The organism is Sporosarcina sp. D27 (assembly GCF_000586555.1).
Lineage (GTDB): Bacteria > Bacillota > Bacilli > Bacillales_A > Planococcaceae > Sporosarcina.
In genome coordinates this window covers 24,803-45,797 of sequence record NZ_AZUC01000057.1, presented here as the reverse complement: position 1 = coordinate 45,797, position 20,995 = coordinate 24,803, and the positions used below count along the sequence as shown (strand labels likewise).

Annotated in this window: 15 protein-coding genes; 5 read left to right on the top strand and 10 right to left on the bottom strand. The window is 42.9% G+C overall.

The window, feature by feature from the left end; genetic code table 11:
• The first annotated feature begins 215 nt into the window (after window positions 1-215).
• Window positions 216-1,121 (top strand): nuclease-related domain-containing protein, encoded by a 906-nt coding sequence (locus N693_RS20815; RefSeq protein ID WP_025785728.1) that lies wholly within the window; start codon window positions 216-218, stop codon window positions 1,119-1,121.
• An 840-nt stretch (window positions 1,122-1,961) separates the two neighbouring features.
• Here the strand turns inward: N693_RS20815 and N693_RS0115410 are convergent.
• Genes N693_RS0115410 through N693_RS0115400 form a run of 3 tightly spaced genes read right to left on the bottom strand, consistent with a single transcriptional unit; the run spans window position 1,962 to window position 4,967 of the window.
• Entirely contained in the window at window positions 1,962-2,864 is a 903-nt protein-coding gene (locus tag N693_RS0115410) for a glycine betaine ABC transporter substrate-binding protein (protein ID WP_025785725.1), read from the bottom strand.
• The gene (locus N693_RS0115405) at window positions 2,861-3,712 is read right to left on the bottom strand and encodes a proline/glycine betaine ABC transporter permease (protein ID WP_025785724.1); all 852 of its coding nucleotides are present in this window, start codon (window positions 3,710-3,712) and stop codon (window positions 2,861-2,863) included. Before N693_RS0115405 ends, N693_RS0115410 begins: the two co-directional genes overlap by 4 nt.
• Window positions 3,705-4,967: a glycine betaine/L-proline ABC transporter ATP-binding protein gene (locus N693_RS0115400; RefSeq protein ID WP_025785723.1), complete on the bottom strand. Its 1,263-nt coding sequence runs from the start codon at window positions 4,965-4,967 to the stop codon at window positions 3,705-3,707. Before N693_RS0115400 ends, N693_RS0115405 begins: the two co-directional genes overlap by 8 nt.
• A 198-nt stretch (window positions 4,968-5,165) precedes the next feature.
• On the opposite strand from N693_RS0115400, the gene N693_RS0115395 reads away from it, so the two are divergent.
• A complete protein-coding gene (locus N693_RS0115395; RefSeq protein ID WP_025785722.1) occupies window positions 5,166-5,708 on the top strand; it encodes a GbsR/MarR family transcriptional regulator in 543 nt (180 codons plus the stop codon).
• 328 nt (window positions 5,709-6,036) lie between these two features.
• Here the strand turns inward: N693_RS0115395 and N693_RS0115390 are convergent, their stop codons facing one another.
• From N693_RS0115390 to N693_RS0115380, 3 genes are all read right to left on the bottom strand, one after another.
• Window positions 6,037-7,731, bottom strand: a complete 1,695-nt coding sequence (locus N693_RS0115390) for a methyl-accepting chemotaxis protein (RefSeq protein WP_025785721.1) — start codon at window positions 7,729-7,731, stop codon at window positions 6,037-6,039.
• A gap of 597 nt (window positions 7,732-8,328) precedes the next feature.
• Complete coding sequence (locus N693_RS0115385; protein ID WP_025785720.1) at window positions 8,329-10,017, bottom strand: methyl-accepting chemotaxis protein; 1,689 nt, start codon at window positions 10,015-10,017, stop codon at window positions 8,329-8,331.
• 1,494 nt (window positions 10,018-11,511) lie between these two features.
• Window positions 11,512-12,603 carry a CotH kinase family protein gene (locus N693_RS0115380; protein WP_025785719.1) on the bottom strand — a complete coding sequence of 364 codons (1,092 nt, stop codon included), beginning with the start codon at window positions 12,601-12,603 and terminating at the stop codon, window positions 11,512-11,514.
• Between the two features lie 199 nt (window positions 12,604-12,802).
• Here N693_RS0115380 and N693_RS20810 point away from each other — a divergent pair, with 199 nt between their 5' ends.
• Window positions 12,803-13,243: a CotG/ExsB N-terminal domain-containing protein gene (locus N693_RS20810; protein WP_371257569.1), complete on the top strand. Its 441-nt coding sequence runs from the start codon at window positions 12,803-12,805 to the stop codon at window positions 13,241-13,243.
• 653 nt (window positions 13,244-13,896) lie between these two features.
• Here N693_RS20810 and N693_RS0115370 read toward each other — a convergent pair.
• The 4 genes from N693_RS0115370 to N693_RS0115355 all read right to left on the bottom strand — a co-directional run bounded on the left by N693_RS0115370 (window position 13,897) and on the right by N693_RS0115355 (window position 18,966).
• A complete protein-coding gene (locus N693_RS0115370; protein WP_025785718.1) occupies window positions 13,897-14,796 on the bottom strand; it encodes a DMT family transporter in 900 nt (299 codons plus the stop codon).
• A gap of 55 nt (window positions 14,797-14,851) precedes the next feature.
• A complete protein-coding gene (locus tag N693_RS0115365; protein ID WP_025785717.1) occupies window positions 14,852-16,078 on the bottom strand; it encodes an amidohydrolase in 1,227 nt (408 codons plus the stop codon).
• Window positions 16,071-17,327, bottom strand: coding sequence for an amidohydrolase (locus N693_RS0115360; protein ID WP_037593490.1), 1,257 nt, complete (start codon window positions 17,325-17,327; stop codon window positions 16,071-16,073). The genes N693_RS0115365 and N693_RS0115360 overlap by 8 nt, the downstream gene beginning before the upstream one ends.
• A gap of 61 nt (window positions 17,328-17,388) precedes the next feature.
• Window positions 17,389-18,966, bottom strand: a complete 1,578-nt coding sequence (locus N693_RS0115355; RefSeq protein ID WP_025785715.1) for a glutathione ABC transporter substrate-binding protein — start codon at window positions 18,964-18,966, stop codon at window positions 17,389-17,391.
• Window positions 18,967-19,156: 190 nt separating this feature from the next.
• On the opposite strand from N693_RS0115355, the gene N693_RS0115350 reads away from it, so the two are divergent.
• The gene (locus N693_RS0115350; protein ID WP_025785714.1) at window positions 19,157-20,059 is read left to right on the top strand and encodes an ABC transporter permease; all 903 of its coding nucleotides are present in this window, start codon (window positions 19,157-19,159) and stop codon (window positions 20,057-20,059) included.
• A 12-nt stretch (window positions 20,060-20,071) separates the two neighbouring features.
• The gene (gene nikB, locus N693_RS0115345) at window positions 20,072-20,992 is read left to right on the top strand and encodes a nickel ABC transporter permease (RefSeq protein ID WP_025785713.1); all 921 of its coding nucleotides are present in this window, start codon (window positions 20,072-20,074) and stop codon (window positions 20,990-20,992) included.
• The last annotated feature ends 3 nt before the right edge of the window (window positions 20,993-20,995 follow it).

Sequence of the window (20,995 nt, the reverse complement as noted above, 5' to 3'; positions counted from 1 at the left end):
TTGCTAGGTGATGGAGAAATTGCTGTATGTGATGAACAAGCTCCTTCCCGTGTCGGACATTTCCTCGTAACTGACGGACAACGTTGCACAGTATATATTAATAGATTATTCCAACAAGTATGGTAGAATTAACTTTACAACACGAAAGGAAGTGACATGCAATAATTTACAAAGAACGATCTTTTCCAGCCGCTCTCAATGGGCTAACAGTCGCTTTGAAAAGATTACCTGAAGCTCATCCCGAGTACGAAAAACTAAAGCAACGTGTAGCATCAACAAAAGCAGGGTATGGAGGCGAGCAAGAACTAGACCGAATTCTTGGTAACTATTCGTTCCCCATGCCAACTCACATTTTAAATGATGTGTCATTATCCTCTAGCTCTCTCTTCCAGATTGACACACTGATCCTCACCCCTGAATTCGCATTGATTTGCGAAGTGAAAAATATTGCAGGCGAACTCTCTATAACGGAGAATCCCCCTCAGCTCCTGCGTATTGCAAATAACGGTCAAATTTCTGGATTACCAAGTCCGATAGCTCAACTTACTAACACCTGTCAGTTATTCGAAGACTGGCTGACAGCCAAAAATATTAATCTTCCTGTCCTGGGATGCGTCGTATTAGCATACCCAAAACAAAGATTATCCATTTTCAAAACAGAGGTCCCTTTCCTTTTCCCAAACATAATTCCTCAACACGTGCGCTCACTTTACAAAAATCACCCTCTCCTTTCGAATGCAGAGTTTGAGGGCTTAGCCAAACGTATTGTCAAAGAGCATCGCCCCTATGTGCCTAAACCTATTTCTATATCTTATTCGATAAAACCCGAGGACTTTTTGACTGGAGTCGTTTGTCCTTCATGTGATTCACTAGGAATGAAGAAAAACGGGCGATTCTGGTGTTGCCCAAGCTGTAGAACTCGATCGACTACAGCTCATCGGCAAGCCATACATGATTGGTATCATTTATTCGAAGGTCCCTTAACTAACGAGGAATGTAGAAGATTTTGTGGCGTGCAATGCTCACAATTCATGAGACGAACACTTCTCAACATGAACTTAACACCAATAGGAGCAACTAAAAATAGAGGGTATATTAAAGAAAATATTCTCCACCATTAAACACTCTCATCCGAGTGTTTTTTTGATCGAATATGGTTGGAATTGTGTCCCGTTATCGAGAAACTCCCCTATGTGTCGGAGAAATTGGGCTATGTGATGAAGAACCACACCCATCTGATGAACAATCCACCCCCAGTGTCGGAGAATCCCACGCAACAGATCGAGAACGATCCCAGCCCTTTCACAACCAGAAAGCCCATCCCTCAACAAGCGTAGCGCTACCAATTAATCCCTTAACCATGCTGAATTGTGTCCCGTTATCGAGAAACTCCCCTATGTGTCGGAGAAATTGGGCTATGTGATGAAGAACCATGCCCATCTGATGAACAATCCACTCCCAGTGACGGACAATCTCACGCAACTGATCGAGAACAATCCCAGCCCTCTCACAACCAGAAAGCCCATCCCTCAACAAGCGTAGCGCTACCAATTAATCCCTTAACCATGCCGAATTGTGTCCTGTTATCGAGAAACTTCCCTATGTGTCGGAGAAATTGGGCTATCTGATGGTGAATCACCCCCAGCTGATGAACAATCCACTCCCAGTGACGGACAATCCCATGCAACTGATCGAGAACGCTCCCAGCCCTCTCACAACGAGAAAGCCCATCCCTCAACAAGCGTAGCGCTACCAATTAATCCCTTAACCATGCTGGATTGTGTCCCGTTATCGAGAAACTCCCCTATGTGTCGGAGAAATTGGGCTATGTGATGAAGAAACATGCCCATCTGATGAACAATCCACTCCCAGTGACGGACAATCTCACGCAACTGATCGACAACACAAAAACCCCGCCAGCCAAACACATCAGCCAGCGGGGTCTCCTATTGCATTCCATCTTACTCTTTCAAGTCCTCAATTGAGTCAATGTCCATGTACTCTGGAACAGTCAATCCAATTTTTACGCCTGTCATGCTTGTTCCTAAATCTTCGAACTTGCCGTCATACTTTTCAGCATATGTTTTGTGAGTTACTGGCAACCAGCCTGCGAGTAATGCATCCGCACTACCGTCCGCAACCGCTGTCCACATTGGTCCTGCTTCTACTTGGGACATTTTAACTTTATACCCTTGTGCCTCCAAGACTTTTGCCATTACATTTGTACTTGCAATCTCACTATCCCATGCGACATACGCTAAGTTGAATTCTTCTCCATCGACTTTGTCGACACCGTCTGTCCACTCTGCTACTTTGTCTTTGTTGTCATTAATCCAGTTCTCTGCCGCAACCTCAGGATCTTCCCCGTCAATAATTGCAATCATCACTTCACCCATATCTTCTTCATCCCATTTGAAGTTTTGAAGAATTTTGTGTGCTTCCGGGAGGTCTTCTGCTAATCCTAGACGACCAATTGAATGGATCTCTTCCTCACCGCCATACGAACCTTTAGGATCATCCAAATATTTCAGATCATACTTTGTAAACATCCAGTGGGGGGTCCACCCCGTAATAATAATCGGTTCTTCTTTGTCATACGCTTTTTTCAAAGCAGCCGTCATGGCAGCGCCTGAACCCGTTGTCACTTCCCACTTGTCGAGCCCGTAATCACTAACCGCACGATCTGTCGCTTCCATGATGCCAGCCCCTGGGTCAATACCTGTGATTTTGTAATCCACCATCTCACCAGCAGTTTTATCCGAACCTCCTGAAGCATTGTCCTTATCATCATCCCCACATGCTGCAAGGCCCAATGCTAAAAGTGAAACCGCGCTAATTCCTGCTAACTTTTTCGTCCAATTCATGATTCTTTTCCCCCTTGTTTTGATCGACCTGCATGTTGTGTGATGCGGTCTAAAATTATGGCAACGAGTACAATTGCTACACCCGTTTCAACACCTACACCAGTTTTCAATTGCGTAACGGCTTGATATACTTTCGTACCTAACCCTGGAGCACCAACCATTGACGCAATAACAACCATAGATAGTGAAAGCATGATACTTTGGTTCACACCCGCCATGATGTTCGGCTTCGCGAGTGGAATTTGCACTTTCAATAAGCGCTGCCACGTAGTTGAACCGAATGCTTCTGTCGCTTCAATCAAATCTTTCGGCACTTGCTCAATACCAAGCATTGTCAATCGAATAGTCGGCGGCATAGCAAAGATAATCGATGCGACAAGCCCTGGTACGACACCGATATTGAAGAAGAAGATTGCCGGGATCAAGTACACGAACGCCGGCATCGTCTGCATCAAGTCGAGAATCGGTGTAATAATCCTACGAGCCATCAATTGCTGCGACATCCAAATTCCAATCGGCACGCCAATAATTATGGCGATTGCGACCGAAGTCAGAACGAGCGCGAGCATTTGAAGCATCGGGTACCAATAACCTAAGTAGTCAATGAAGAGAAAGCCAATCAGTGTGAACAGCGCGATTCTCTTCGTCGATAACCACCAAGCTAACAATGCAAAAATCACGGCAAGTAAAATCGATGGTGGAAAATCCATAATGTCTACAAACGTTTCAACTGTCGCTTCGAGACCTGTCGAAATGCCGTCAAATAACGGTCCGAATACATCTACCATCCAGTCAACGCCCGTATCAATCCAATCAGCAAACGGTAAGCGCGGTAATAATTCATTCATGCGCCGTCACCTCCGTTTCTACCTGATCAGAATCTGAAATTTCGCCGTTTTCGTTGATGAATTGATTGTCACCGGCAAGTGCGCCAATCATGGCACCACGAATAATAATGCCTTTCAAACGGTTCTTTTCGTCGACAACCGCAACAGGTATCGTTGCTGTAGAAACGATATCAAAGAGATCCGTAAGAACGCTTTCACCCGTTGTCGTGATGACATCTGTAATCAATACATCCTCGATTTTAAGATTTTTCTCTGCAGCAGCAACCGCATCTTGAGCAGTGAGCGCGCCCATTAGTCTGCCACCTTTATCTACTACATAAATCGAAGAAATCCGTAGACTTTCCATTAAACGAAGCGCAACACGTGGTCCTCTATCGATTTGTACCGTATCGGCATGCTTCATAATGTGATTCGCCGTCAGCACTTTGGACAAGTCAACGTCTTCAACGAAACGCTCAACGTAGTCATTCGAAGGATTCATCAGAATCTCTTCTGGCGTACCGATTTGCACGATTTCTCCATCTTTCATGAGTGCAATTCGATCGCCAATACGGAGTGCTTCATCCAAATCATGGGTGATGAAGATGATCGTCTTCCCCATATCTTCGTGCAACTGGAGCAATTCGTCCTGCATATCTTTACGTATCAATGGATCGAGTGCACTAAACGCCTCATCCATCAGTAAAATGTCAGGATTATTTGCGAGCGCACGAGCAAGCCCGACACGCTGCTGCATACCCCCACTCAGCTGCCCTGGATATTGAGATTCATAGCCCGCTAATCCCACAAGACGTAACGATTCAATTGCTTGGTTGTTGCGTTCATCTTTTGCAACGCCTTGAATTTCAAGACCATACTCTGTATTCTCCAAAATCGTTCGGTGAGGAAATAATGCGAAGTTTTGGAACACCATTCCAATTTTCTTCCGACGGACATTGCGAAGTTGCTCTTTGTTCATCTTCACAATGTCTTCTCCGTCCAATAAAATTTGACCGGATGTCGGATCGATTAAACGATTCAGTAGGCGCACAAGTGTCGATTTCCCGCTTCCGGAAAGACCCATGATGACAAAAATTTCACCATCCAGCACATCGAACGCAACGTTATTGACACCGACAGTTGCACCCGTTTCTTTCAATATCTCTTTCTTCGTTTTGCCTTCTTTAAGAAGTTGAGCAGCGCGTTTGCTCGATTTTCCGAAGATTTTCGACGCGTTTTTCACTTCAATTTTCTTCTTTAACATTGCCTCTTCCATGCGAACCCCCCGATTCAATTTTCACGATGTTTCATAGTATAGCTGTAATCTGTTTGTAATACAAATTATTCACTTTACAAATTGTACGTACAGTTTTTTCTGTACGTATTGATTGCTTTTCATTTTCATCTGTTCTAAGCTATACTGAAGTGTTCAAAGAATGATGAAAATAGTTCATCACAAGGAGGATCATCCCTGATGGATGCGTACGAAAAACTAGAAAAATCCCGTAAACGAATCACCGAATCGATTGCACAAAACATCCATCTCTACGGACTCCCGCCTTCAGCTGGGAGACAATTCGGTATGATGTTTTTTGAAAATCGTCCACTCACCTTGGATGACATGTCCGCAGAACTCGGAATGAGTAAAACGAGTATGAGTACATCGATCCGTTCGCTTTCAGAAGCCAAACTGGTCGATCGGGTATGGGAACGCGGAGTCCGTAAAGACTTATATGAAGTAAAAGATGACTGGTATCAGATTTTCGTCGACATGTTCACCGTCAAATGGAGAAGAGCCGTCTCGTTACATACGGCCGCAATCCGAAAATCATTGGCTGAGTTGAAAGAACTTAAAAACGCTGACGACATAACTGATGAACTCCTCGCAGTTATCGAGACAGATATCGAAAAATTACTATACATCCGCGAATATTACGACTGGCTCGACCGACTCATCGATGCGTTCGAAGACCAAAAGATATTCGACCTGGTTCCTAGATTAGAAGAAGAAGCATAATAAAAACGACATCTCCTTAAATAGCGAGATGTCGTTTTTGTTTGGGCTAACAGTCACTATACTTGCCCCCTATGAATCAGCTAATTTCGAATTAGGTGTAGGTAAACGAATTGTTGCAAATCAGTCCTCTTATCAGCGTTGAATTGTGTCCAGATTCCGATTAATTCTCTGATGTTGCCGATTATTCCCCTCATGTTTCCGATTCTGCACACGATAATGCCGATTTCCGCAATTATCTTTCCGATTATCCCCAGCTAGTGCTAATTACGGCGAACAAAAAAACCCACCCGCATTTCCTGCAGATGAGCTCTTCTCCAACCTTAATCCCTTACAACTTAAATTCTCGTACCAGTCCATTCAAGTTTTCGGCAAGTTGTGCAAGTTGTGCAGAACTGCCCGCCACTTCTTCCATCGAACTGCTCGTTTGTTGCGAAGCAGCTGCCGTCTCTTGAACGCCCGCAGCCGATTGCTCGGATATAGCTGCGATTTCTTCAACCGACTCACTCATTTCTTCACTTCCGGCCGCAATCTCTTCAAGGTTTTGAGAAATGATACCTATATCAGTGGTCATCTTGTTGACAGCGCCACTAATTTCATCAAACGTTTCCCGTGTCGTCTTCAATTGTGCAGTTCCTTTTTCCACTTCTTCATATCCGGACTCAAGGGACCCTGCTACACTGCTTGACTCTTGCTGAATCGTTCCGACAATCCCGGTAATATCTGTCACAGATACAGCTACTTGTTCAGCCAGTTTGCGAACTTCTTCTGCTACAACGGCAAATCCTTTACCGTGTTCTCCGGCGCGCGCTGCTTCAATCGCTGCATTCAATGCCAACAGATTTGTCTGATCAGCAATATCCTTTATCACAACGACAAGCTTCGAAATTTCTTGCGACTGGACATCCAATCCTTTGATTTTCGTAACAGCTTCTTGCACGATTGCGTCAATCCGCTGCATCTGTTCAGTAGAAGATTCCATCAATTGAGCACCATTGGCTGTCTGATCCAAAACATTTTTTGATGTCTGTTGAATAGCTTCACCTTTTTGGTTTGCATCTTCAACCCGTTCCACAAAACGTTCCATCATCATCGCCAAATCAGTTGCGGCATTTGCTTCACTTTCGATTCCTGAAGTCAATTCTTGCATTGTCACTGCGATTTGTTGTGACGCCGTATTCACTTCCGTCGAAGATTGAGTCAATTCCTCACTATGGGCTGAAACAGATGAAGAAACATCATTAATGTCATTGAGCATTTCACGCGTGTGCCCACTCATTTCATTCGTAGCTGCTGCGAGTTGGCCCACTTCGTCACGAGAAGTGACATCTAACGGTTCATGGCTCAGATCACCATCAGCAATTAATTTCATGCGCTCCATTACACTCTTAATTGGAACTGTTATCACACGTGCCGTAAACAAGGCTGCTCCAATACTGATTACGAGAACTAGAAGTAGCACGATTGAAATCCAAACAAGTGTCTGTTTTCCACTCGCAATAATCTCTTCCCCATGCTTTTCCGTCAGTTTTTCACGCTCGTCAGCAATTTTATGATATTCAGCGATCAATTCTGTGCCTTCTTCAGACAAACCCTCCAGATTTTTAGCGGCACGTTCTTTTCGATTTTGATCGTACACATCTATGACATCGGTGGATAACTTCTTGCGCCAGTTGATCATTTTATCGACTAAGTCACCGAACTCGTCAGATGTCCCGACCTTTTCAGCTTCAGCCTGTAATTCAATACCCGAGTCTGTTAAAGAGAAAAATTCTTCTTTGTATTGTTCATCACCGAATAATACATAGGCACGAACTGCGGACATACGTCCTGCCATTGTATTCGCCAACTTCAAATCTATAGCCATTAACTGAGTATCTGTTTCAACAATCTCCTGGGTCTTTTGATTAACTGCGTTAACTGACAGTATCGTATAAATACCTAACGCGAGGACTAATAAGACTACCACACCAAATGCCGTCAACAATCTACTTTTCACACTTTTAAAACCAACTCGCCTCTTCATCACGTTCTCCTTCTCACGATTCTTTTGAACCGCACTTGTAGTATGTATTACATATTACCTAATCACAATTATATTCTTTTCAAGGTCTAAAGTCATTAATTTTTATGTTTTTTTAATGTATTATTTTAAAATAGAAAAAAGGAAGGAAGTATCGTTTAATTCTAACCGTTTTTCACTAACTCTCTCTACTGGAACCATTCTTATTAATGACCCAAGAATTTTTTCTCCTAATTCATACTCTATGTTCTAAACATATAGACCTAACCGTAAGCTGCAATTTGTTCTAGTCCCGTTGTCTACAATCTTTATTTACGCGTATATCCGATAAATCCTCGGTACATCCAAATTTGTAGTTTTACACTATAAATAGAGAGAAACGCTAAAGGACTTGTTTACAAAGTCACCAGCATCGCATTACGAACAAGGCAATATGACCTCTGCAGAAAAAAATCTCAAAGAATTTGAATAGTTTACTAGATAGCCTTAAGAAGGCTAGATGAACTCATGACTCATTTGGATGAAACAAAAAAGTAACCTGCTCCATTTGGAGAGGCTACTATTTTGTTAAAACTAATTAAGTAAGTGAAATCCATTCTCTTACAGCTTAAATTCATTTACCAGTTCATTTAAATCTTGTCCTAACACCGCAAGTTGCGCACAACTACCCGCTAATTCTTCCATTGAGCTGCTCGTCTGCTCTGAAGCAGCTGCCGTCTCTTGAACACCGGCAGCCGATTGCTCAGAAATCGCTGCAATTTCTTCTACTGACTCGCTCATCTCTTCACTTCCTGCCGCAATCTCAGATAGGTTCTCCGAAATAACGCCGATATTCGTAGCCATTTCGTTGACAGCACTACTTATCTCAGCAAACGTCTCATGTGTCGTCAATAGTTGAGCAGTCCCTCTTTCAACCTCCTGGTATCCAGACTCAAGAGATCCCGCTACGCTGCTCGATTCCTGTTGAATCGTACCTACAATTCCTGTGATATCCGTCACAGAAACTGCTACTTGTTCTGCGAGTTTCCGCACTTCTTCTGCGACAACCGCAAATCCTTTACCATGCTCTCCAGCACGAGCTGCTTCAATCGCTGCATTCAATGCCAACAGATTCGTCTGATCCGCAATATCTTTAATCACAACGACAAGCTTCGAAATTTCTTGTGACTGGACATCCAATCCTTTTATTTTCGTGACAGCTTCTTGGACAATCGCATCAATCCGTTGCATCTGCTCAGTGGACGATTCCATTAAAGCCTCTCCGTTTTTCGTCTGTTCCATAACGTTTTCAGAAGCTTTTTGAATCTTCTCGCCTCGTGCATTTGCACTTTCTACACGTTCCGCAAAACGTTCCATCGCCATCGCCAAATCGGTAGCAGTATTTGCTTCACTTTCAATTCCAGAGGTCAATTCCTGCATCGTCACTGCAATTTGCGCAGAAGCTTGGTTCACTTCAGTTGATGACTGTGTCAGTTCTTCACTATGCGCAGAAACGGATGACGACACATCATTGATGTGATTCAGCATATTACGTGTATTTTCACTCATTGCATTCATCGCAACCGCAAGCTGTCCTGCTTCATCTGACGACAAAATTTCTAGTGGTTCCCTACTTAAATCCCCTTCTGCCATCAATTTCATACGATCCCTTACTTGAATAAGCGGTCTAGTAATGACACGCGTCGTAAGAGCAGAAGATAAGCCGCTGACTATCAATGTCAGAAGTGAGACTGCTAGCACCCACCTCAGCGTAATTCTTCCACTGTAAATGATTTCATCACCATGAGTAACCGTTTGTTTTTCACGCTTATTCGCGACTCTATGATACTCAGCAATCAATTCCGTGCCCTCTACAGACAAACTCTCCAAATTCTTGATGGCCCGCTCTTTCCGGTTTTGGTCGTACATATCAATAACATCTGTCGATAATTTTTCAGTCCAAGTAGTAGCCCTATCTCCTAAATCTCCAAAATTCCCATCTAACTTCTCAGTCTCTCCTTGAAGATTAGTTGCATATTCCGTTAAAGACTCGAATTCCTCTTTGTATTGCTCTTCCCCGAATAACATATACGCTCGCACAGCAGACATTCGACTAGCCATCGCATTTGCGAGCTTTAAATCTGCAGCAACTAATTTAGTGTCGTGTTCAATAATGTCCTTTGTTTTCTCGTTAACTCGTTGCACCGAATTCAACGTAAAAAAACCTAATCCGAGCACTAGTAACATAACAATCCCAAAAGCCCAGTAAAGGCGTGATCTAATGCTTTTAAATTTAATTCTTTTCTTCATAATCATGTCACTCCCTTTTTCACAATTAGTAACAGTACAATAGACACACGTACTTACATTTCATCCCAATCAACAATTATAGTCTTATAGATGTCTAAAGTCACCATAATTTTAGAAATATACCCATAAATCAACCTAGTATATTTAGACTAATAAACAGCCTACTCGCTGTGTTTGAGACAATGCTTTTCTATGTATAGCCTGACTGTTTTCTCTCTTTCCGCATGGAATTTTGACTCGACACCGATTCTTCGCTTGATAATACCGTTAACCTTTTAGCCATGGATTAGCTCAGTAATGTCAAGCGCAGGGATACCAATTAATCCCTTATATCAGTTGAATTGTGTCTCGTTATCGTGAAATTCTGCTGAGCGTCGGAGAAATGTTCTTAAGTGAACGAGAAACTCACTTGAGTGGAGATGAAATCCCTCGCAGTGTCGGACAATCATCATGAAGTGTCGGAGAACGTTGGAGCTACTTCTCTCAGGGGGTAGCCTATTCCCCGACCAGCGCAGCGCTACCAATTAATCCCTTAAACTAGTTGAATTGTGTCCCGTTATCGAGAAACTTCGCTGAGTGTCGGAGAAATGTTCTTAAGTGAACGAGAAACTCACTTGAGTAGAGGTGAAATCCCTCGCAGTGACGGACAATCATCATGAAGTGTCGGAGAACGCTGGAGCTGCTTCTCTCAGCGGGGTAGCCTATCCTCCGACAAGCGTAGCGCTACCAATTAATCCCTTAAACCGGTTGAATTGTGTCCCGTTATCGAGAAACTTCGCTGAGTGTCGGAGAAATCTAGAGATATGATGGAAAAAACCTTACGAGTGAGAGGCAAATAACTCCGTGTGATTAAGAAATGATCATAAGTGATCGACAACACAAAAAAGACCCATCTCGCCAAGGCGAAACAGGTCTAATCCTAACACTAACTGCATGATAAATCCTAAATCAGCACCCTCAGTTCCGCGGGCTAACTCTCCTCCTGAATCTTCCTGACTTGTTGAATCAGCAGCGACACGATAATTCCTTTAATGATGATGAATCCACCAACCAGCTGTGGCACATCTCGCAAGATCACATAACTAAAAACCCTCGCTATGAACGGTTCCAATTTTCGGAAACAGCGCAACGTTCGATGCACCCGCTTCCCGAAGGACTCCATTCCACAAGTATGTACACAATCCATGCGTCACGATAGCCGTGACAATAAGCAAAGCCTAATAAGTTCAATCCACTTGTATAGTTGACGGGAGCGCCTTCCAGGAAACATCCGTAAACAAACCTATCATGCCAATAAGATTCGTGTACCAAGTGATTTCACCGAGCTCATGTTTCTGACATATGCTGACCGAGAAGTAGAAATACAGAAACGACAACATCGTTCCTGCAATTAGAAACTCGCCGCGCCCAATAGAAGGGACAAACCAAGTATTGTTCTAATCAGACACGCCCTCCTTACTATTCGGTAAGGGGCGCGTCAGATGATGCAGCAACTTATTCTAACGTATTTAACTTTCCTCTTATAAATCTCGCCCTCGCTTCAATGAATTCCAATATATATTCCGGTTCCTTATCAAATAAATGAACATCATCTTTTTTATAAGGATCTTTTAGAATATAAGGCCTTATCAGATCATACATATCTTGTATTTTCGGCTTCAAATAATCTACATTAAATTGGTTGTTTAAAATATCTTCTAGCAAGTTTTTGTATTGATGTCGAAATGTTTTCACGTCGAGAATCCTTGCGGTAAGCGTATTAAATCCTTCGATTCGTAAATAGTCTTCCTCCATCACTTTCCCGTTTACATCCCTTCCCCATGTTGCATCGTAATCCCACGGGATGATTTCGAATAGCTTTGTTTCGCTATTCTGGTATAGAGCGTAATTATGAACAAAACCATCGAAATTTTGAGTGAAAATCACACCAGCCAACCAGCGTAGATACTGATCAACATTGAGGTATTTCACAATTTCATTTTCAAAATCAGTTTTTGAAATCGTATTAATTTCAATAATCATTTCTTGTAAATGCAATTCATCTTGCTCTGTCCCATATTTTTGTTCATAGCCAAACTTAAGTGATTTCTTTACCTCTTTATCAAGATCACTCATTAATGAAAAGTTAGCATCACCGTCAACCGCATAGAATATTGGTCCTTTCGGTAGTTGTCGATTCGCAAGGAAATGCTCATCAACTGATTCTAATTCCAAATAAAGCCCCTCATTTTTCCCATTCAATTTCAGATATACAAAACGGGACTTTGGCGATAAGCACCCTATTTCATTAAAAAAATCGAGCGATAATTTATTTCTTAGTAGAGAAGGATCTTTGTATTCTGCGTTGATATGAATTTCTTTGGCTTTTCTATACGTACTAGGTTTATAAAACGAAATTTGATACGACTTCTTTTGTAAATCCCGGATATGGGAGCCACGATAGGCGATATCAATATCATACTTTTTCTTGTTAATCGTTAGCTTCCCAGAGATAGGATCGTCACACCAAATATCTTTCTTAAGTTCACTTAAATCTAAAGGATGAATAAAAAGCTGATATTCAGGTATTTTCATGTTGTTATCCACGTGAATTCTTTCCTTTCAATTTTACTTTATTCATATGAAGTAAAATTGAATGATGCCACACATGGATACGGAGTTAAATTTTATTTTTGAAGAGTATACGATTGTCTCTAACATTTTTAGTACAACCTCATATCTTACAATAAGGGAAAGAAATTTGAAGTAGCATGAGATACTCATCTACCTTCTTTCTCCAATAAAGATGAAAGGAGGTTTAAGTATGTCACAATTTGCTTTTGACGATATTCAGAATGCAGTCGAACGAGCTAACAACAATGGGTTAAGTAGCTTCATGTACCAGGATCCTTTTAGCAACAACCGGCGTACGAGCAGAAATCGATGCACTTCGCGGAACCGACGACGCACTAGCAGAAATCGATGCACTTCACGGAACCAACGACGCACGAGCAGAAATCGATGCACTTCGCGGAACCAACGACGCACGAGCAGAAATCGACGCACTTCGCGAAACCGACGACGCACGAGCAGAAATCGATGCACTTCGCGGAACCAACGGCGCTCAAGTAGGAATCGATGCACTTCGCGGAACCGACGACGCACGAGCAGAAATCGATGCACTTCACGGAACCGACGACGCTGTTGTAGAAGGAACTCCTCTTTTTGGAATGACTTCTTATTCTAAAAAACTTCAAGGTGATTTTTCGCTTACTGAAGAGTATGTCACTTTTCATTCTTTAATGACCTGTTAAGTGCGCCCGTATAATAAAGTTAACTAGTTCTTACTAGTTAGCTTTTATTCGGGTTATCCTAACGAAACACAAGGTAGAAAGAAAAACGAAAAGTCGGACGAGGCAGATTTCGTCTGATTTGTCCTGGTGTGTTTACATTTTCAAAAGACAATAGGATATTACTTTATAAAGATCTGATTTGAAAAAATATTAATAAATAAAAGACATAACATGAGTGATAAACAGTTACATAAAGCTACCTATCAATTCTCGGGATTGATTTTGTTTGTGTTGCTCATTCTCTTACTGATCTACAACTTCGATGCCCTAGAATTCCTGTTCTTCTTCGGAACTCTGTACGCAGCGCTCGTTCCTCACACCAGTTAAATTGTATCCCGTTATCTAGAAACTTCGCTGAGTGTCGGAGAACTCTAGAGATTTGATGGAGAAAGTCTTACTAGTGATGGGCAAAGCTCCCTGAGTGATGAAGAAATGTTCATAAGTGATCGACAACACAAAAAGACCTATCTCGCCAATTCGAAACAGGTCTAATCCTAACTCTAACTAACATGCAAAAATCAAAACTCACTCCCCACAGTTCCGTAATCTAATCCGCCTCCTGAACCGTCTGAACTTGTTGAGTCCGCAGCGACACGGTAATTCCTGTTATGATGATGAATCCACCAACCAGCTGTGGCAAGCTAATGACATCGTGTAAGATCACATAACTGAAAATCATCGCGATGAATGGCTCCAAGTTTAGCAACAAGGAAATGTTCGATGCACCTGCTTCACGAATGACTCCATTCCACAAGTATGTACACAATCCATGCATCACTATGGCCGTGACAATAAGCAATATCCAGTATGTCCAGTCAACTTGCATAGTTGACGGAATCGCCTTCCAGGAAACAAACGGCGACAAGCCTATTAGGCCAAAGAGATTCGTGTACCAAGTGATCACACCGACGCTCATCGTTTTTGACATATGTTGAACGAGAAGTAGAAATACAGAAAACGACAACATCGTTCCTGCAATTAGAAACTCACCGCGCCCTATGGAAGGGACAAACCAAGTTCCCTGGGTAATGACAAGCCATACACCGCAAAGCCCTATCAGTGCACCGCCCCAAAATATCAGTCGCCTCCTCTCTTTGAAATAATAAACGGAAAGTGATACCGTCACGATCGGAGAGAGCGCTAAAATCAGTGATGCTGTCACCGGATCCGTGTACTGCAAACTTGCATAAAAGCTCCACTGATTAAACGAAACACCGATAAATCCGCCCCCAATGAGTAACAGCCAACCTTTTTTGTCAATCCGAATACCACGAACTTGCCGCCGAGTCACTGTATATAGAAACATTAATATGAACAGTAAACGGATAATGGCAATGATTCCTGGATTAAACTGCTTCACTAGAATTGATCCGAAAACAAAATTACTCCCCCACGCAGTGACACAAAACAAACCAATCAGATACATCTTCATTTGACTGCGTTCCAAATAGTTTCACCTACTATCTAAAAAAGGATGGCTATACTCAGCCATCCCTTACTAATTACACTGCTAGAGTTACAATTTTACCTTTCACCATCACACATCGGTCGACCGGTTTTCTTGCTACCACTTCAGCTGTTGACGCAGCATCAAAGAATACAAAGTCAGCTTGATCTTTCACTACCGGCCACACGCGCTCACCTTCTGCATTTAACGGAGTCACACCATTCGTCGCAAATCGTAGCGATTGGCGCAATGATTTTTCTTCGATTTTACGAGAGAGCTCTCCGAAGCGTGTCACTTTTTCTAGCACGTCTCCTGTTCCATACGGGCTCCACGAATCATAGAAACCATCGCATCCGAATTGTACTCGTACACCAGCTGCATCTAACAACTCAATCGGCGGCAACATTCTATTTAGGTTGATTGGCACCGTGGACATAATGGAGACATCCTGTGCAGCGAGACGTTCTGCAATCTTCAACTGCTGTCCCGCAGCGACATCTCCTAAACAAAACGAATGACTCAACGCTGTTCGGCCTCTGTACCCTGCATCCTCCACGATATCTATCCACTTGTCCGACGTGTAGTAGCCAACCATTCCACCGTCATGTAGATGGATATCGACATCCGCGTCAAATTCAGTCGCAATGTCCATCACCTCATGCAGAGAGCGTTCAATGGATTGGTCAATACCAGCAGGATCCAGTCCCCCAACGATTGTTGCTCCACTTCGCATCGCTTCACGCACTAACTCCGGAACTTCACCTCGAAGTAGTCCATGCTGCGGGAACGCGACGATTTCATGAGTCACAATCCCTTCATACGCTTGAAGAGCAGCTTTCACACCCTCCAAATTTTTTAAACCGATATAAGGATCGATGTTTACATGCGTGCGGATATGAGTAACGCCGTATCCGAGAAGGGTTTCAATCATTTTCTTTGCCCGCATCTCTGTCGAACCCGCCAATTCTTTAAGCTCCGCCGCTTCATGTTGCAACCGTTCTTTCAAATTTGCTACTGGCGTAACTGCTTTCCAATCCAGTGTCATATAGGTTTTGTCCAAATGATTGTGCATTTCTTTTAACGGTGGCACCGCAAGTTTACCTTTCATATCAATTTGTTCTCCGTCCATATTGACTGGACTTCCGGCATCATGGATCTCCTCAATCAGCCCATCCACAACTTTTAAAGTATGCAACGCCGTCACAGTTTCAACCGCTCCGTTATCCATCCATTTATTCCCCGTCTCCAACTTAACATTTACCAGCCACGTTGTTTTAGCCACGTTGAACTCCCCCCATCTGCACACCGTTCTGCACAATGCCATTTTCAGAAACCACTTTCCCTTGGAAAATTACTCGTGTAATTGGCTTACGACGTGCGACTGCTTGAGCTGAACAAACTGCATCGATCAACAAGAAGTTTGCGTCGTCTCCGACCTTTGGCCAAACAGCATTCCCTTCATCATTGAGCGGCATAATTCCCCCTGTTGCATATTGCCACGTACGATTCAATGAATATTCATCCATGAATCGAAAACGTTCTGCAAGAATGGAAAGCTTTTCAATAGTATCTCCTGTTCCATAAGGTGACCAATGGTCTGTCAGACTATCGTGACCTATAGATACATTCACACCATTTTTCTGCAAATACTGGACTGGAATTGTTGGTCGATTCGTTGGGATCGTTGTCGTGACGTCGATTTTAGCTTCCCTCAAAATCGCTGTCATATCTTCCAGTTCAGCACCATGTAAATCGCCAAGGGCTATCGCATGACTGATTGTCGTTTGTCCGATCTTTCCCGCTTGTGCCGTAAGTTCAGCTAGTTTCCTAAATTCAAACGCTCCCAGAGAGTCACCATCATGGATATGTATATCCACTCCCTTCCCTGACTCAGTCGCAATGTCCATCGTCGTTTCTAATGAACGCTCAATATCCCGATCTATCGTTGCGGGATCGACACCACCCACTAGTGTTGCCCCTTTACGCATTGCTTCTCTCATCAATGCCTGAGAATTTGAACGCAATAGGCCATGTTGCGGGAAAGCTACAATGTCATACGTTAACATGCCTTCGAATTTCGCAAACGCTTCTAACGTAATTTCAATATGCTTTGTTCCGATTTGCGGATCAACATTACAATGCGATCGAATATGGGTATGACCTTGTGACAACAACCATTCAATCATTTTCTCTGCACGTTGCAACGCAACTGGCAACTGTTGTGGCAAGAGTTTTTCTTCCTCTTCGATCCGAGTAATAATTCCGTTTGTGATTGGAACACACGCTTTCCATGGGCCACCAAAATAGGTTTTATCGACATGTATATGCATTTCACGCATCGATGGCATGATTAAGTTTCCAGATGCATCGATGATTTTATCTGCTGATTCCGTCAGCGTTTCACCGATTCTCTCTACTTTGCCATTTTTCACAAAGACATCACATACGGTCGTGTTCGTACCAGTCACTCGTTCCCCTTCGTACTGAAATCCCGTTTCCAACGTTACGTTCTTCAATAACAAAGTTGTCAATTTCATCACTCCTTCAAAAGGATAGAGTAAGGTCCTGGACTCGGACCTTACTCTTCTATTTTTACTTACTCACAGTGGTTTCGTTGATAATTAGATAGTTTGATGGGTTCAAATAGAAGTCTTTTACATCGTTATTGTATACAGCTAGATGCTCATAGTTTCGGATTGGTACGTATACAGCATCATCCATCTCTTTCTGCATGGCTTGTTCATAGATTTCTTCACGTTTACTAGGATCCATCTCCACTCGGCCTTGTTCAATCAACTTATCGATTTCAGGATTTTGATAGTAGAAGTGGTTTCCTGGTGAGCCAATGGAATCTGAGTGGAACAGGTTATATTGGTTGTAGTCTCCATCGCCCGTTGCATTCCCCCAGCCGCCAATGAACATCTGGTGTTTACCACCATCAACTTCATCGATATAAGCACCATACTCCATTACTTGTATCTCTACATTAACACCGATCCCTTTAAGTTGTGATTGAATTACTTCCGCCATATTGATACGTTCTTTTCGGTCACTCGTTAGTAGCTTCACAGTAACTCCATCTTGCAGTCCTGCTTCTTTCATCAGCTTTTTCGCTTCATTAATATCATAAGGATAGGCTTCAACATTTTTGCTGTATCCAAATACTTTCGGGCTCATTGCAGAATTCGCTAGTGTTCCTACGTCATTATAGACACCACTCAAAATCGCCTCGCGTTCAATCGCATAACTGACAGCTTGCCTTACTTTCACATCATCAAAAGGTGCTGTTGTCGTATTGAATCCAACGTACTCAACAGCCAATCCTTCTGTACGGTATAGATTAAGTGTATCAGAGCTTTCGATTCGATCAATTTCGGTTACTGGCACTTGGTCCGAGATTTGAGCTTCGCCTTGTTCAATCATTGCAAGTCTAGTTGCATCTTCAGGAACAACTTTAAATACTACTTTATCGAGTTTTACTGGCGTTCCCCAATAGTCTTCGTTTTTCACTAATGTGATGTCTTGTCCTGACTTCCAAGATTCAAATACAAACGGTCCTGTGCCGACTGGATGTGTCGCAAGTTTTTCAGCCGATTCGTCAATCGCCTTTGGACTCATGATACTTCCTTCATTGCTTGCAAGGATTGAAAGCAAAGGTGCATATGGTTCAGATAATTTCAGAGTGACGTGAGTTGGATCTTTCACGACAACTTCTTGAATCATCCCAAGTTTCGATTGTTGCGGAGAACCCGTTGCAGGATCCAGGATTCGATCTAGCGTCTTTTTCACAGCTTCTGCATCAAATGGTGTCCCGTCGTGGAACTTCACATTCTCTACGAGTGTGAATTCCCATGTGAGGTCATCCGTCTGTTCCCATTCAGATGCCAGTAACGGCTTAATGTTCATATCCTTATCGAACTGGACGAGCGTTTCATATACTTTGCCGTGAATTACGTTTGCTGAAGGGATATCTGTGATGAAATGCGGATCCAGCCCTGTTGCATCTGATAATCGGACAACTGTTAGTGTACCGCCATCTTTTGACTTCTCCTTATCCCCATCTGCGCTTGCCTTGTCATCTGAATTCGATCCGCTTGTTGAACAAGCCTGCAAAATCAGAAGCAACACCCCTGTTAGTACTACTGTAAGAAACTTTTTCCAGCTCTTCACTGCGCTCCCCCATTTCAATTCGTTTTATCGTTCTAATCCGATTATATAAAACAAAACAAGAAATCACTTTCACTATCTTGCTCACCTTTTTAAATATTTCAACTACTTAGAGAATTTCTATTTACAGGGACATCCAAGCGATTTACATTTGAGTTATCTTCTACAGACTACCGCAGGGAGGGAATGGAAAATGGCTTCAAAAGTAACTACTGCACAAACAATGGAGTTAGCGAAGGCAAGACAGAACACACGCAGAGAAAGGTGGCATTCGTTTCGGAGTGTGATGACACAAAACAAAGCGGCAATGGCCGGCGCAATTATTATAGGAATTTACCTCCTCATGATGCTGGTCGCTCCAATAGTCGCTCCATACGATCCTTACGATATTTCATTGGAAGACAAATTAACACCACCTTCAATGGAACATTGGATGGGCACAGATGATAAAGGCCGAGACATTTTAAGCCGAATTTTATATGGATCTCGGTTATCAATCGGTGTCGGTTTCGCTTCTGTATTGTTCGGAGCATTCTTCGGAATCACGTTAGGACTTGTCGCAGGCTACTACGGAAAATGGATTGACACTATTATTAGCCGCCTACTAGACGTCATGCTCGCATTCCCAGGAATACTATTAGCACTCGCAATTATCAGCGCTCTTGGGCCGGGGCTTATTAACGTGACCATCGCAGTTGGAGTATTCTCAATTCCCCTGTTTGCACGGATTGTCCGAGGGTCCACGATGGAAGTGAAAAAGCTCGAATACATCGACGCCATTCGAACACTTGGAGCAAATGACTTTACGATTATCTTTAAACATATTTTCCCGAACGTTCTCTCACCTATCATCGTTCAAGGCTCTATGAGGCTAGCAACAGCCATCCTTTCTGCAGCTGGACTTTCTTTTTTAGGTCTTGGCGCACAGCCGCCGTCACCGGAATGGGGTGCGATGTTATCCAGCGGACGTGATTTTCTGTTCAGCGCACCGTACATGGCGCTCTTCCCTGGTTTGATGATTTCAATTCTCGTTCTCGGATTCAATCTTTTCGGTGATGGATTGCGAGATGCACTCGATCCTAAACTAAAAAAATAAGGAGGTCCAATCATGTTACTATTTATCGCAAAACGCTTAGTTCAAATTATCCCCGTCATATTCGGCGTGACACTTGTCGTTTTCTTGATCATGCAGATGGTTCCTGGAGATCCTGCAGCGATATTAGCTGGAGAAGGAGCATCCCAAGAAACAATCGAACAATACCGTGAAGATTTAGGATTAAATCGTCCTGTAGCGGAACAGTACATGTCCTATGTCAGCAATGTATTTCAAGGTGATCTTGGGAATTCGTTGAAAAACAAGCAACCTGTACTCGATGAAATCTTACTGCGATTGCCGATTACGATGGAACTTGCCTTCTATAGTATCCTTATCACCATTGTTCTAGGATTAGCTGCCGGTATCATTTCTGCAGTCAAACCCTACTCCATTCGTGATGTGAGTGTCATGGTTGTTGCACTTCTTGGAATTTCTCTACCAAGCTTTTGGCTCGGATTACTGTTAATGTACCTCTTTTCTGTAAAACTTCAATGGCTCCCAGTAGCAGGATGGGATGGTCCCTTAAATATCATCTTACCTGCACTTACACTAGGCGTTGGTGGTGCAGCAATCGTCGCGCGAATGACCCGTTCAAGCATGTTGGATGTCATCGGGCAAGATTACATTCGTACTGCACGAGCTAAAGGCTTGAAAGAACACTTTGTCATTTATAAGCATGCGCTTCGCAATGCTTTGATCCCTGTTATTACAGTAGTTGGTTTGCAATTCGGAAGCTTGTTAGGTGGAACTGTTCTCGTCGAATCCGTATTCGCAATCAATGGACTCGGAAGAATGATAGTGGATGCAATCCGAACTCGCGATCTACCAATGGTTCAAGGTGGAGTCCTTGTAGCGTCACTGGTTTTCGTATTTGTTAACTTACTCGTGGATGTACTCTACCGTGCTGTGAACAAACGGATCGACTTAAACTAAAAG

What these genes read in the sequence shown, in the direction of transcription:
- N693_RS0115350 (WP_025785714.1), top strand. Translation starts at nt 19,157, where the DNA reads ATGGCTTCAAAAGTAACTACTGCACAAACAATGGAGTTAGCGAAGGCA.
- N693_RS0115390 (WP_025785721.1), bottom strand. Translation starts at nt 7,731, where the DNA reads ATGAAGAGGCGAGTTGGTTTTAAAAGTGTGAAAAGTAGATTGTTGACG.
- N693_RS0115410 (WP_025785725.1), bottom strand. Translation starts at nt 2,864, where the DNA reads ATGAATTGGACGAAAAAGTTAGCAGGAATTAGCGCGGTTTCACTTTTA.
- N693_RS20810 (WP_371257569.1), top strand. Translation starts at nt 12,803, where the DNA reads ATGAAAGGAGGTTTAAGTATGTCACAATTTGCTTTTGACGATATTCAG.
- N693_RS0115385 (WP_025785720.1), bottom strand. Translation starts at nt 10,017, where the DNA reads ATGAAGAAAAGAATTAAATTTAAAAGCATTAGATCACGCCTTTACTGG.
- N693_RS0115405 (WP_025785724.1), bottom strand. Translation starts at nt 3,712, where the DNA reads ATGAATGAATTATTACCGCGCTTACCGTTTGCTGATTGGATTGATACG.
- nikB (WP_025785713.1), top strand. Translation starts at nt 20,072, where the DNA reads ATGTTACTATTTATCGCAAAACGCTTAGTTCAAATTATCCCCGTCATA.
- N693_RS0115400 (WP_025785723.1), bottom strand. Translation starts at nt 4,967, where the DNA reads ATGGAAGAGGCAATGTTAAAGAAGAAAATTGAAGTGAAAAACGCGTCG.
- N693_RS0115395 (WP_025785722.1), top strand. Translation starts at nt 5,166, where the DNA reads ATGGATGCGTACGAAAAACTAGAAAAATCCCGTAAACGAATCACCGAA.